A 13,778-nucleotide genomic window follows, 5' to 3' on the forward strand; every position below is an offset into this window, starting at 1 on the left:
CGCCAATGATCTACCATCCGAAAGCTCCGCCAATGATATCGAGCAGTTCATTCGTAATAGCTTGCTGACGAGACTTGTTGTATTCGACGGTAAGAGTGCTGATTAGATTATCAGCATTCTCTGTAGCCGCCTGCATGGAAATCATACGCACGGCATGTTCCGATGCACTTGAATCAAGCAAAGCGGTATACAGTTTCAACTTGACACTCTTCGGAATCAATACACGAAGCAAGGCTTCGCGCGAAGGTTCAACAATATACTCTGCCACAGACCACGTTTTCTCTTCTTGCAGTTTGGAAAGCACGAGTGGCAATATTGTTTCACGCTTTAACATCTGCTTACCAGCACTTTCAAAATGATAATAAATCAATTCCACCCTATCGAGTCTCTTCGCTTCGAACTCCCGGATTAAAGAGCCTGCAAATTCTGCAATCGTTGTATAATCGGGTTTCTCCGCAAGTCCTTCGAAGTTTTTTTCCACGATGTACCCACTCTCGCGAATCGCGTCGAAAACTTTTCTTCCGACAGTATACAGACGAATGTCTTCAGCAGACAACCGATCATATTCTTCGATCGTTTTCAGCGTTGCGCGTATAATGTTGGTGTTGAACGCTCCGCACAACGATCCATCGGAAGAAAAGGCAACAATCGCAACCCGCTTCACTTCGCGATCATCACAAAGCGAATTCGCATATTCGCCCGACAGTAATGAATTCATCACATGATGCAACGATGCAGAATAGGGAAGCATGTTTTCGATCGCATGCTGTGCCTTGTGAAGCTTTGCAGACGAAACCATCTTCATTGCCGAAGTGATCTTTCGGGTACTTCTGATTGACCGGATGCGTTCTTTTATTTCTTTCAGTGCCATTGTTTAATACACAACCCTATATATTTATCTACGTTCTAGACGACGATTCCAAACGGATACTGCCGGCCACTTTTTCGATAATCGTCGCCACCTCCATATCGAATTGTCCATTACGGAGCGGTTTCAACACATCGTCCTGATGATTATTTCGAAGTATCTGCAAGAAGGTCCGCTCGAATTCACGCACTTGCTCTACAGGAATATCTTTAAGCAAACCGTTTGTTCCACAATAAAGAATCGCGATCTGTTCTTCGACTGGCATCGGAGCATACTGTGGCTGAACAAGCAACTCCGTGTTCTTCTTTCCTTTATCAATGGCAAAAGCCGTTACGGAATCCAGATCGCCTCCGAACTTGGTGAACGATTCCAACTCGCGAAATTGCGCCTGATCAATCTTCAGCGTACCAGCCACTTTCTTCATTGCTTTTATCTGTGCACTTCCTCCGACACGCGACACGGAGATTCCCACATTGACTGCCGGACGGACACCCTGATTGAACAGATCGTTTTCAAGAAAAATCTGTCCGTCCGTAATAGAAATGACATTCGTCGGAATATATGCGGAAACATCACCCGCCTGTGTCTCAATAATCGGCAGAGCCGTTAGTGATCCACCGCCCTTCACTTTCCCTACGAGGCTCTCCGGTAAATCGTTCATTTGTTCCGCCACATCCTGCTGACTGATGATCTTAGCTGCACGTTCCAACAGTCTCGAATGCAGATAAAAGATATCTCCGGGATAAGCCTCACGCCCCGACGGACGACGTAAAATCAACGAAATTTCACGATAAGCGACGGCTTGTTTGGAAAGATCGTCGTACACAACAAGAACGTGCCGTCCCGTATCACGGAAATATTCACCGATCGCTGCTCCCGCAAAAGGTGCGAAGTATTGCATAGCCGCAGAATCCGACGCATTGGCCGCCACGACAATCGTATAGTCCAACGCCCCTTTTTCTCGCAACGTCTGAACCACTGAAGCCACCGTCGATCCTTTTTGCCCGATAGCCACGTAGATACAATAAACAGGCTGGCCCTCCTTAAAATTCGCACGTTGATTGAGAATGGTATCGATGGCGATGGCGGTCTTTCCCGTCTGCCGGTCGCCAATGATCAGTTCGCGCTGCCCGCGACCGATAGGGATCATCGCGTCAATTGCCTTCAATCCCGTTTGTAACGGCTGACTGACTGGTTGGCGGAAGATGACTCCCGGAGCCTTACGCTCCAATGGCATCCGGCAACGTACCCCCTGAATCTCGCCCTTACCGTCAAGTGGTGTACCCAACGGATCGATGACTCGTCCGAGCATCCCTTCGCCCACATCGACCGACGCGATTTCTTTCGTACGCTTGACAGAAAACCCTTCTTTAATCTTGTCGGTCGCACCGAGTAGAACGGCTCCCACATTATCTTCTTCAAGATTCATCACCACACCCATCACGCCGTTTTCAAACTCCAGCAGTTCATTGGCCTCGGCATTATGCAGTCCGTATATACGGGCCACGCCATCGCTGACTTGTAAGACCGTACCGACCTCATCGAATTCGAGTTTCATGTCTATTCCCTCAAGTTGCATCTTGAGCACTTCGGAGACCTCACTTAATTTTATATTGTCAGACATTTTATCCATGAATAAATATGATTAAATATGTTTTATCGCACATGTTCGGGTTCACGCATACCTATACCGGATGAAGCAAGCAACAGCCGCCTCAGTCGCGCAAGCTGTCCTCTGACGGAAGCATCTAATCGCATATCGTTCAGTTGAAAGATAAAACCTCCCCCCACTGTCGGATCGGTATGTGCCGAAAATTCAACATCTCCCCGAGTCCGTTTTTCCACCTGCCGACGGATACGCGTGAGCATTTCTTCACTCATCGGCCGAGCCGATGTGAGGTGAACGATGCTGATATTCTTTCTCCTGCGATAATATGTCTGGTAACTTAGCACAATATCATACAACATACCCTCCCGGTTATTCTTCAGGATCAACCTGACAAAATCAAGATAGGACTGTTCGGGTCCGGAACCGGCAGCTTCTCTCAGTATTTCCTTTTTGTATTTGACGGGAACTACGGGGCTGGAAAGCGTATCGCGCAGTTTCGGAATGCCGCGGAGCATCGACGAGAGTGTTTGCATGCGTTGATAAAGCGCCTGCTCCTCGTTTCGTCCCAAAGCATACTCATACAATGCTTTCGCATATCGTATAGAAATCAATCCTGCATTCATCATTCTTCATTATCATCCGTTCACAACCCCGCCAGAGAGAGGCTGAGAACAGGTTGAATTTCCTTACGATCTAATTCTTTTCTATCTCGTCCAGCAAGTGGGCAATGAAAATCTCCTGCCGCGCAGGATCATCCAACTGCCGACGAAGCACTTTCTCTGCAATATCAACGGATAAGCGTGCAACCTGCCCACGAATATCGCTCACAGCCTGCTGTTTCTGAGCATCTATCTGACGCATCGCTTCATCCAGTTGCTTCTGTGCCTCTGCAGCGGCTTCCTCCTTGGCATCCAGTATCATCTTGTCACTCTCAGCAGTAGCCTGCCGGATCAGCTCACTTTGACGCACACGGGCTTCGTCCAGAATGCCCTCCGACTCCATCCTGATCTCTGCCAACCTGCGATTTGCCTCATCGGCTGCCGCAAGCGATTGCTGAATATATTCCCGGCGTTCATTGACCATTCGGGTGATGACGGGGAAGCCGAACTTTGTCAATAGTCCGAAAACAATCAGAAAAGACAGCAACATCCAGAATAACAGTCCAAAATCGGGTGTTAACAATGACATGCTCTAAATCTTTTTTGTTAACTGTTCACAGCCATCAGACAAACAACGATTGCAAATAACGCCGCACCTTCAATTAATGCCGCGACAATAATCATCGACATGCGTACATCACTGGCTGCTTCGGGCTGACGTCCGATCGCTTCCATCGCGCTTGAACCGATTTTTCCAATACCGAGACCGGCTCCAATAACAGCAATAGCGGCTCCCAACGGTGCGGCAAATGCACCCAAGTTTGTTGTTGCTTGCAACATCATGTTTAACAGCGTCATAATCCTTTAATTTGAAATTATTATTTTTTGTTTTATTATTTCATTTCGTTACTTTTTCACGTTGATGCTCCGGTCTCGAAAGCCCGATAAACACGGCCGAAAGCATCGTAAACACATACGCCTGAATATAAGCGACAAGCAGCTCGAGACAGTTCATAAACACCGATAATAAAACGGAAAAGACTGTCATACCGGCATGCATTGCAGCCCCCATCTTAGCCGTGATAAATACAAGACAAGTAAGTGCGATGACAATAGAATGCCCTGCCATTATATTCGCGAAAAGACGAATCATCAAAGCAAACGGTTTCGAGATCAGCCCAAACAGCTCGATGATAGGCATCAGAGGAATCGGCACTTTCATCCACATCGGTACATCCGGCCAAAAGATATCTTTCCAATATGCCTTATTCCCAAACACATTAACGGCAACCATCGTGCAAATAGCAAGTGTGAATGTAATTGCAATGTTTCCGGTCGTATTGGCTCCTCCCGGAAAAATCGGAATTAACCCCATCAGGTTGTTAATAAAAATAAAGAAAAATGCCGTCAGGAGATACGGAGAATATCGCGCATAATCTTTTCCGATACTTTTTCGTATCACCTCATCTTCGATATTCATTACAAACATTTCAACAGCTCCCACGAATCCACCCGGAACGGCATACTTGGGATGGCATTTATACCATCTCGCAACAGACAGAAAGATGACCAGCATGATAATCGAATTGATGATCAACGCCAGCGCATTTTTTGTCAAAGAAATATCCAATGGGCGTACTTCCGCACCACCGACATCACGTTCGACAATCTTTCCGGCATGATCCCCTCTGGACGCAATGTAAAAGCCTTTATATGATACATCGTGTGTAAGACGAGAAGATGAAAACACGTGCCATCCCGTCGTCGAAGAATAAACAATCACCGGCAAGTAAATTGACAGGTGCCGATCGTTGATCGTTGTAATATGCCACCAATAACGGTCTTGTACATGATCAAAGATAATCTCTACCGCATTGATTTCAGGCTTATGGTCTTGGGCATACACAGAAGAAGACGGCACGACGGTCAGGAGACCGATCATACCCATCAGCACTCTGATTTTTATACCACTATACTTTCTTCTCATCTTTTGGGGTCCTCGTTCTTTTATGATGCTTGTGTTGAGAATCGATATTGTACAGCACAAACAATTTGACGCACATAAACCAAATATAAAACAGCCCGAAGGTAAGTAAAAACGCTCTACATTGTACATGGATCCGGTAAACGTAATAAAACAAAAGGCAGGCCGAGAGAATAAACTGCGAAGTGTTTAACAACATCAGCCGCGCAACAGCACGTCCGGGATGCAAACGTTTGCTCTCGATACGAGACACCGCCAACAGTACCGTCAGACCTAACAAAAAGAAATACAAGGGATTCAGGAGCATATACGACGTATAGCTTTTCGGAAAAAACCGGTAGACAACCGCCAGTTCAATGATTCCAAACACCAAGATACTTCCGAGCACAAATGTATTGACCGTTTTATGTGAATATGCACTACTCATTTTTCTTATTCTGATCACAATACATGTTTTATATCTCTACACAGGCCGTTATCTGGTCCGCTTTCACTTCTACAAATCCGCTTCGTATAGCTATGCGACGGGCTTCTCCACCCGAAGCAACATAACATTCGATTTCTCCTTCGACTAATGACGAGATGATCGGTGCATGCTTCGGCAAGACTTCGAATCGCCCTACTTCACCTGGAAATACAATACGTGAGCATTCTCCTTGATATACGATTCCGGAAGGAGAAATCATCCTTATTTTCAACATCTCCTTATTTTTTATCTACCTGATCTTTGATTTTCGCAGCCTTTTCTTTTGCATTTTCAATCGTTCCGACATTCAGGAAGGCTTGCTCGGGCAAATCGTCTACTTCGCCGTCAAGAATCATTTTGAAGCCTCTTATATTATCTTCGATTGAAACCATCACACCGGGAACCCCGGTAAACTGTTCTGCCACAGAAAACGGTTGCGACAAAAAGCGCTGCACGCGGCGAGCACGATTGACGGTCAGCCGATCTTCGTCCGACAATTCTTCCATGCCGAGAATCGAAATAATATCCTGCAACTCTTTGTTGCGTTGCAGAATCTGTTTCACACGTTGCGCCGTACGATAATGTTCTTCTCCGACGATATTCGGATCGAGGATGCGAGAGGTAGACTCGAGCGGGTCAACGGCCGGATAAATACCTAATTCTGTAATTTTACGACTTAATACCGTCGTCGCATCAAGATACGAGAATGTTGTTGCCGGCGCAGGGTCCGTTAGGTCATCAGCGGGAACATACACCGCTTGTACCGATGTGATGGAGCCGCTTTTAGTCGAAGCGATACGCTCTTGCATATTTCCCATCTCAGTAGCCAAGGTAGGCTGATACCCGACCGCTGAAGGCATACGCCCGAGCAAAGCCGACACCTCACTGCCTGCCTGAGTAAAGCGAAAGATATTGTCGATAAAGAACAAAATATCTCTCGAACCTCCCCCCGTATCACGAAACGACTCAGCAACAGTCAGACCCGATAAGGCTACTGATGCACGTGCTCCGGGCGGCTCATTCATCTGACCGAAGATCAGCGTAGCCTGAGATTTTTTCAACTCTTCGTAATCAATCTTCGATAAGTCCCATTCTCCTCGTTCCATCGCTTCCTCAAACGCTTTCCCGTAACGAATGACACCAGACTCAATCATCTCACGCAAAAGATCGTTCCCTTCACGCGTACGTTCACCTACTCCGGCAAAAACAGAGAACCCGTTATGCCGCTTGGCTATATTATTAATCAGCTCCTTAATCAACACTGTCTTACCCACACCGGCTCCGCCGAACAGACCGATTTTTCCACCCTTCAGATAAGGCTCCAGCAAATCGATCACCTTGATCCCGGTAAACAAGACCTCTTGCGATGTCGAAAGGTCTTCGAACTTAGGAGGCTCACGATGTATCGGCATAGCTCCGGCTTCGTCCAAAGCGGTCATACCATCAATGGCCTCACCGATAACATTGAGTACACGTCCCTTCGTCTGTTCACCGACAGGCACACGGATCGGTGCATAGTCCGACACGGCCTCCATACCCCGTCGCAGACCATCGGTCGAGTCCATCGCCACCGAGCGTACACTGTTCTCGCCAATATGCTGCTGTATCTCAGCTATGAGCACCCGCCCATCGGGCCGTTTGATCGAAACGGCATCATGAATAGACGGTAGCTGAATGATGGTATCGGAATCATCTTTCTCGAAACTGATATCGATTACCGGACCGATGATCTGAGAAATATATCCTGTTATCTTTTTCTCCATATTTTTTAATCCTCATTCATAAATTAGGCACAAAGATATGAATATTAAAATGTTATTTATTGATGAAAAAGTCATCGAAAATGTTCATTTTGGATATTTCCAGTGGCTTTCTATTCCGAACAGAGCCTTTAAGCAGGCTGCGTATTGGCGATGGGCGTTTTTTTAGTACTGAACTTTAATCAAGGAATGAAAGTTGAATTTTGTACATCCGTTGATACGAAACCATTCAGCTCGCCTATTGCCAGCACAATATTAGCCGGCGTTATTTTTTATCTCTTCTAATCTGTTTCAAGGCTTCCTCTATTACCATATCTTTTTCTTTCATAAACATATCCACATTCTCCTTTACTTCTACATCTGGTTTTATTCCGATTCCAATAAATTTGTTCCCGTCAGCATCCCATTCATTTTTAGTACAAATTTGAGCATTAATCCCGTAGCCAAGTTCTATATGTATAGGATTGCCTGTGCTCCCTCCTGTGGGCATACCAATGATTTTCCCTTTTCTAGTACTACGAAAAGCCACACAAAAATTTTCGGCAGATGAAAAGGTCACCGCATTTACCAATAACATTACCGGTTTGGTATATACATTCTCTTCATTCACAGGAATTAAATCATCCGGGGTTTCCATATACCACTCTTGCGGATATCCCCATGAACCATGTGCAGCAATGTACATACGACTGCTCCAATTACCCATCTTTACAGGCTTGCCGGACAAATGGCGAATAATATAGTCGGCATTTCCAGAGTTTCCCCCCATATTGTCCCTCAAATCTATAATCAGAGCATCTGTCTTTTTGATGTTTTGATACAGAACATCAAATTCCTTTTTAAAGTCATTGCCCATAAAGGTATTTATTTTCAATAACCCCACATTGCCGTTTAATATTTTGTAATCAAATGTATTATTGGCTATATCCCAGTTTATGTTTCGATGACTTTCGATTGTAAAGGTTTTACCATCTCGATTTTTAAATAAAATTTTTGATACTCTTGAACCTTTCTCCTTTGTCAATTCAAAACCTGCATAAGGGGAGTAATCCAACCATTGTGATGTTGAATATGATACCAATGGACGTTTATAAAGATTTACATACTCTATCACATCCAATCCATCAATTTTTACGATTTCACTTCCTATTTCAACACCTTGTTTTTGAAAATCGCTACTTAACACGTTTGTTACAAAAACTCGGTCGTCTATCCGTTTTGTTTTGAATGGAAAAGGTTTTATCCAATCCAAGCTATTGTCCGAATTGGCTTCATATACGTAAGTGTGCCCATCTTGTAATTCGATCGATAAACGTTGTAATTCCCGTACATACTCTTCTTTTGATTTTGTTGCCAAAAGTTTGGGGAGAGTCGCTAAACAGAGACTGTCCCAATCGAATGTCAAATTGTTGTAAAATACATAATTATATTTCACCTCCGTGCAAAATTTTGACAAGACATATGCTTTTTGTCCATCAGTAAAGTCTTTCGAAGCATCCTGCGCTTTCAAATTAACAGCACTTGATATTGATACAGAGAGGAACAATAAAAAAATTCTTTTCATTGTGAATTTACTTTCTATAATGTTAGCCAACAGAGGAATAAATGGATTACTTCTGCTTTAAGCTCGATGATTTGTCGACCGACATGGTTACGGTACAATCGCCTGTGTACATGACATCCGATCCGCCTCCTACTTTGGCCGATAGCCGTTCCGTGCAGTGGATCTCGGCATCGCTTCCACCCGAAACGGATAGGTCACAGTCTTTTATCACGAATCGGTGGGCATTGAAATCGCTACCGCCCGAAATGGACACGCTGCAAACGTTGGCATGACCTGACAGATCCCCGTCACTACCGCCCGAGATCGCTAAATCACACCGTTCAGTCTCTACCGAAGCGTTGAAATCGCTGCCGCCGCTACATGCCACGTCCAGCGTCTTCACGTTGATGTCCCCCTTGAAATCACTTCCTCCCGAACAGGTTACTGAAAGTGCATCTCCCTGTAAGGTCGTATTTTTCGTATACACATCGCTGCCGCCACTGGCCGAAATCGCAGTGAGTTGTCCCGTATTCGGCACGATAACTTTCGGGCTTTTCCCATTGAAGCGATACCCATACCCTTGCTTCATTTTAATCTTTAACGTACCGTCTTCCACTTTTGTTTCCACGTATTCCTGAAGGTTTTCATCGGCAACCACGACAATACCACTCGTCAGATCGCCGGAAATTTCAACATCCAGTCCGCTTCCTACGCTAAGCGCCTTGTAGCGCCCTACACTTCGTTGACGTTCGACTGTCTGCCCGTCTCCTTTAATGCGCCCTTGCGCAACACAACTCATTGTCGCCACAAGCGCAATGACCGATAATAAAATTGTCCTCATCATGATATTTATTTTCATAATTCAATGATAAGACGTAAAAAACGCAGAAATGTTACACTTCCCGCCCTGCGGATTCCTGTGACAAGTCTGTTAAAATTCTGATGTAAAGTGGAATTGTATCTCCGGAAAATCTTGCTGCGCCATCGTCAGCACATACGCCGAGTCGGCCAGATACACATCCCTCCCTTCATGGTCAACAGCCATATACTGCGCCTTACGCTTCTTGAAACTGTCGAGCATCGCTTTATCGTCACTTTCTATCCAGCATGCCTTGTAAAGGTTGATCGGTTCCCAGCGGCATTGCGCGCCATACTCGTGGAGCAGGCGGTACTGAATGACTTCAAATTGTAACTGCCCGACCGTACCGATAATCTTACGACCATTAAACTGATTCGTAAACAGCTGGGCTACTCCTTCGTCCATCAACTGATCGATGCCTTTGTTAAGCTGCTTGGCTTTCATCGGATCGGCATTCTCGATGTATTTGAACATCTCGGGTGAGAAGCTCGGAAGTCCCTTGAAATGAAGCTCTTCACCTCCGGTCAGACTATCGCCGATCTTGAAGTTTCCCGTATCGGGCAGCCCGACGATATCGCCGGCAAACGCTTCATCTACGACTTCTTTACGCTGCGCCATAAACGCCGTCGGACTGCTGAAACGCATCATCTTCCCGAAACGCACGTGCTTATAGTTTGCGTTCCGCTCGAACCGTCCCGAGCAAATCTTCACGAACGCGATGCAACTGCGGTGATTCGGATCCATATTGGCATGAATCTTAAAGACAAATCCGGAGAACGCCTCTTCGTCCGGACGAACGATCCGCTCGACAGCCTGCACCGGGGAAGGCGGCGGGGCGATACGTACAAAGCAGTTCAGCAACTCGCGCACACCGAAATTATTCAAGGCCGAGCCGAAAAAGACCGGAGCCACATCGCCTTTCAGGTACGTCGCCTTGTCGAATTCGGGATAGACCCCATTGATCAGTTCCACATCAGCCCGCAACTTCTCGGCCAGCGAAGCATCGATATGCTTTTCCAGCTCAGGGCTGTCGATATCTTTAAACTCGATACTTTCCGTCACCGTCTGCTTACTCGGCATATACAGATCGAGTTTCTGTTCGTAAAGGTTATAGACGCCTTTGAAACGCACGCCCATCTCGATCGGCCAGCTTAACGGGCGAACGCTGATTTTCAGTTCGCTCTCAATCTCGTCGAGCAGATCGAACGGCGACTTCCCTTCGCGGTCCATTTTATTGACAAAAACAATCACGGGAGTCTTTCTCATCCGACAGACTTCCATTAGCTTACGGGTCTGCGCTTCCACACCCTTGGCCGCATCGACAACGATGATCACACTGTCGACCGCCGTCAACGTGCGGAACGTATCTTCCGCAAAATCCTGATGACCGGGGGTGTCGAGGATATTGATCTTATATCCCTCGTAATCGAAAGCCATCACCGAAGTTGCCACCGAGATGCCGCGCTGCTTCTCGATCTCCATCCAATCGGAAGTTGCCGTGCGGCGTATCTTGTTCGATTTGACGGCTCCGGCCACGTGAATGGCGCCTCCGAAAAGGAGGAGCTTCTCGGTAAGCGTCGTTTTCCCCGCGTCGGGGTGACTGATGATTGCGAATGTTCTGCGTCGATGTATCTCGTCTGTTAAAGTCATTTGTTTCTATAATTAAGGGTTTGTTGTCAAAGCGCCGACGCATCCGGTCAAGCTCTCTTCCCACGCCGGTATCCGGAGGCCGAACGCCTGTTTGATTTTCGTCTTGTCGAGTACGCTGTAGGCCGGTCTGGTCGCCCGCGTGGGGTATTGGTCCGTCGTGATCGGATGAAGCGTACATCTGCGACCGCCCATCTCCATAATCTTCCGGGCAAAGTCGTACCAACTGCATACGCCCTCGTTCGAAAAGTGATAGATGCCGGGCGCCCATACCGGATGCGCCAGTATCTTCAGCATGGCATCGGCCAGATCGCCGGCATACGTGGGGGTTCCCACCTGATCGGCTACGACGCTCACCTCGCTCCGCTCGACGCCGAGACGCAACATCGTCTTAACGAAGTTCTGCCCGACCTCCGAATAGAGCCATGCCGTGCGGATAATGACCGCATCGGGAAGGACTTCCTGCAAGGCTTGTTCGCCTGCCAGTTTGGTACGGCCATAAACCGACGTGGGCGCCGTCGGGTCGTCTTCGCGATAAGGGCGTTGTCCCCGTCCGTCGAACACATAATCGGTCGAGATATGAATGACATGCGCACCGTGCTCAGACGCTACCTCGCTGATGTTGCGCACCGCATCACGATTGATCCGCATGCACCGTTCGGCATCGTCCTCAGCCTTGTCAACGGCCGTATAAGCCGCACAGTTCAAGATATACCCGATGCCGTTGGCACGTACGTATTCCGTCAACTGCGCTTTGTCGCAAATGTCGAGTGCATCGACATCGGTAAAATAAAACGTCCATTCCGGGTGATGATTCGCCCGTTGCTGCAGGGCGCTTCCCAATTGTCCGTTCGCACCCGTTACCAAAATTGATTTCATCCTGTTCTCGTTTTTTTGTCAGGATACCGTTTCCGATTCCTTGTATTTGGCAGCCAGAAAAGAGAGAAACGTATGAATCTGTTTCATCGCTTCCTGTGTCTCGGCACTGACGGGCCTGCCCTGCATCCGCAGCAGCAGATAACCGTAGAGGGCGGTGAAGCAGGTCTCGATCTCCGGCATCTCGGCGCCTCCCGCCTTGGCACGCAACTGCACGATCGATGGCAAGGTTTTGTAGTACAAGGCGCCATACGTCGTTTCACGCGGATCTGTGAGCAGTGACTGATGTAACTCCGTCAGCGAAAGAATCACATTCCGGTTGATCTGCAAATGCCCGCGTTCCGTCACTCCTTCGTTACGCATCATGTCTATCAACTCCTCATACCAGCGAACTATTTCGGCCTTTACCGTCGCCGGCTGGTCGTACTGTTTGATAAGGGTCTCCCGAATCTTGTCGATATCCAATCCGTTGGCACGGATCAGGTCCTCCACCTGCCACATGTAAAGCAGATATTCGACCATATTTTCCTTTCTTTTCTGTTGAGCCACTATCATAGCGGGTACAAAAGTAGCAACTTCCGAACAAATGTCAATTGCAAACAAGCAATTTAATCGTACTTTTGCCGAAGAAACAATACGATAAACGATGAAAACATCCGTCCGACTCATCCATACGGGCTATTTTTATGCCGACGGGGGCTGCATGTTCGGCGCCACCCCGCAATCGGCGTGGAAGCGTCGCTACAAGGCTGATGCGCAAAACCGTTGCCGGCTCGCCATGCACGTCGGGCTCATAACCACCCGCTGCGGACGAGTGATCCTGATCGATAACGGCATCGGCAACAAGCATACCGACCAACTGAAAGCCTCGTTCTATCGCTTTCACGAACTGACGGATCTCGATAAGGCGCTCCGGCAATACGGCATCCGTCCCGATGACGTGACCGACGTCGTGCTGACCCACCTGCATTTCGATCATTGCGGAGGTACGACCCGATACGGCGAAGACGGACAAATCATCCCGGCCTATCCGAATGCGACGTGCTGGGTGAGCGAAGCGCAATGGCACGAAGCGTTTCACCCTAACGCACTGGAACGTGACTCTTTTTTCCCGGAGAATATGGAGGCCATTCGTGAATCGGGCAAGCTGCGTCTGATCAAAACTGAGACCTTACTTACGCCGGAGGTCAGGTTGCGTCTGTTCGACGGACATACGTCCGGACAGATCGTAATTGATGTGGAGACGGACTCTCACACCGTCATCTTTGCCGGTGATGTTATTCCTACCTCCGCCCACCTCTCTCCGACATGGATTTCTGCGTACGATGTTCGTCCGTTAGAAACCTACTACGCCAAAGTGCACCTGCTCGACAAAGCTTCCTCCAACGGACAGATCGTCGTCTACTGCCACGACGCGTATACCCCCTGCTCGGCCGTGAAGAAGATCAACGATATCTATAAAGCCCTTCCCTGCGCCATGGATACAAACAACAGAGTCAGGTGAGCACTTGGAGAACTTAGTTTTGGATATAGAGGGCTTGCAAGTCATGGGGGGGACAATTGGCGT

General features: G+C 47.6%; 15 protein-coding genes. 1 reads left to right on the plus strand and 14 read right to left on the minus strand.

Annotated features, from left to right (window positions below):
- Window positions 1–10 precede the first annotated feature (10 nt).
- The 14 genes from Tanf_RS02810 to Tanf_RS02875 all read right to left on the minus strand — a co-directional run bounded on the left by Tanf_RS02810 (window position 11) and on the right by Tanf_RS02875 (window position 12,766).
- Window positions 11–871: a F0F1 ATP synthase subunit gamma gene (locus Tanf_RS02810; protein WP_014224098.1), complete on the minus strand. Its 861-nt coding sequence runs from the start codon at window positions 869–871 to the stop codon at window positions 11–13.
- Between the two features lie 28 nt (window positions 872–899).
- Window positions 900–2,492 (minus strand): F0F1 ATP synthase subunit alpha, encoded by a 1,593-nt coding sequence (gene atpA, locus Tanf_RS02815; RefSeq protein ID WP_041591068.1) that lies wholly within the window; start codon window positions 2,490–2,492, stop codon window positions 900–902.
- A 32-nt stretch (window positions 2,493–2,524) separates the two neighbouring features.
- A complete protein-coding gene (locus Tanf_RS02820; protein ID WP_052448985.1) occupies window positions 2,525–3,103 on the minus strand; it encodes a F0F1 ATP synthase subunit delta in 579 nt (192 codons plus the stop codon).
- 67 nt (window positions 3,104–3,170) lie between these two features.
- A complete protein-coding gene (gene atpF / locus Tanf_RS02825) occupies window positions 3,171–3,665 on the minus strand; it encodes a F0F1 ATP synthase subunit B (protein WP_046824842.1) in 495 nt (164 codons plus the stop codon).
- A gap of 17 nt (window positions 3,666–3,682) precedes the next feature.
- Window positions 3,683–3,934 carry an ATP synthase F0 subunit C gene (gene atpE / locus Tanf_RS02830; protein ID WP_014224102.1) on the minus strand — a complete coding sequence of 84 codons (252 nt, stop codon included), beginning with the start codon at window positions 3,932–3,934 and terminating at the stop codon, window positions 3,683–3,685.
- A gap of 40 nt (window positions 3,935–3,974) precedes the next feature.
- Complete coding sequence (atpB, locus tag Tanf_RS02835) at window positions 3,975–5,024, minus strand: F0F1 ATP synthase subunit A (protein WP_046824843.1); 1,050 nt, start codon at window positions 5,022–5,024, stop codon at window positions 3,975–3,977.
- Window positions 5,025–5,046: 22 nt separating this feature from the next.
- A complete protein-coding gene (locus Tanf_RS02840; RefSeq protein ID WP_046824844.1) occupies window positions 5,047–5,487 on the minus strand; it encodes a hypothetical protein in 441 nt (146 codons plus the stop codon).
- Between the two features lie 28 nt (window positions 5,488–5,515).
- The gene (locus Tanf_RS02845) at window positions 5,516–5,761 is read right to left on the minus strand and encodes a FoF1 ATP synthase subunit delta/epsilon (RefSeq protein WP_046824845.1); all 246 of its coding nucleotides are present in this window, start codon (window positions 5,759–5,761) and stop codon (window positions 5,516–5,518) included.
- A gap of 4 nt (window positions 5,762–5,765) precedes the next feature.
- Window positions 5,766–7,289 carry a F0F1 ATP synthase subunit beta gene (gene atpD, locus Tanf_RS02850; RefSeq protein WP_014224106.1) on the minus strand — a complete coding sequence of 508 codons (1,524 nt, stop codon included), beginning with the start codon at window positions 7,287–7,289 and terminating at the stop codon, window positions 5,766–5,768.
- Between the two features lie 262 nt (window positions 7,290–7,551).
- Entirely contained in the window at window positions 7,552–8,850 is a 1,299-nt protein-coding gene (locus tag Tanf_RS02855; protein WP_046824846.1) for a S41 family peptidase, read from the minus strand.
- Between the two features lie 46 nt (window positions 8,851–8,896).
- Entirely contained in the window at window positions 8,897–9,673 is a 777-nt protein-coding gene (locus tag Tanf_RS02860) for a head GIN domain-containing protein (protein ID WP_157755276.1), read from the minus strand.
- 87 nt (window positions 9,674–9,760) lie between these two features.
- Window positions 9,761–11,338 carry a peptide chain release factor 3 gene (locus tag Tanf_RS02865; protein WP_014224109.1) on the minus strand — a complete coding sequence of 526 codons (1,578 nt, stop codon included), beginning with the start codon at window positions 11,336–11,338 and terminating at the stop codon, window positions 9,761–9,763.
- 12 nt (window positions 11,339–11,350) lie between these two features.
- On the minus strand, window positions 11,351–12,214 hold the full coding sequence (gene rfbD / locus Tanf_RS02870) for a dTDP-4-dehydrorhamnose reductase (protein ID WP_046824847.1): 864 nt from the start codon (window positions 12,212–12,214) through the stop codon (window positions 11,351–11,353).
- 18 nt (window positions 12,215–12,232) lie between these two features.
- Window positions 12,233–12,766, minus strand: coding sequence for a DUF4924 family protein (locus tag Tanf_RS02875; protein WP_046824848.1), 534 nt, complete (start codon window positions 12,764–12,766; stop codon window positions 12,233–12,235).
- Between the two features lie 91 nt (window positions 12,767–12,857).
- Between Tanf_RS02875 and Tanf_RS02880 the strand changes: the two genes are divergently transcribed.
- Window positions 12,858–13,715: an MBL fold metallo-hydrolase gene (locus Tanf_RS02880; RefSeq protein WP_046824849.1), complete on the plus strand. Its 858-nt coding sequence runs from the start codon at window positions 12,858–12,860 to the stop codon at window positions 13,713–13,715.
- The last annotated feature ends 63 nt before the right edge of the window (window positions 13,716–13,778 follow it).

Origin of the sequence: Tannerella forsythia (genome assembly GCF_001006485.1) — a bacterium.
GTDB lineage: Bacteria > Bacteroidota > Bacteroidia > Bacteroidales > Tannerellaceae > Tannerella > Tannerella forsythia.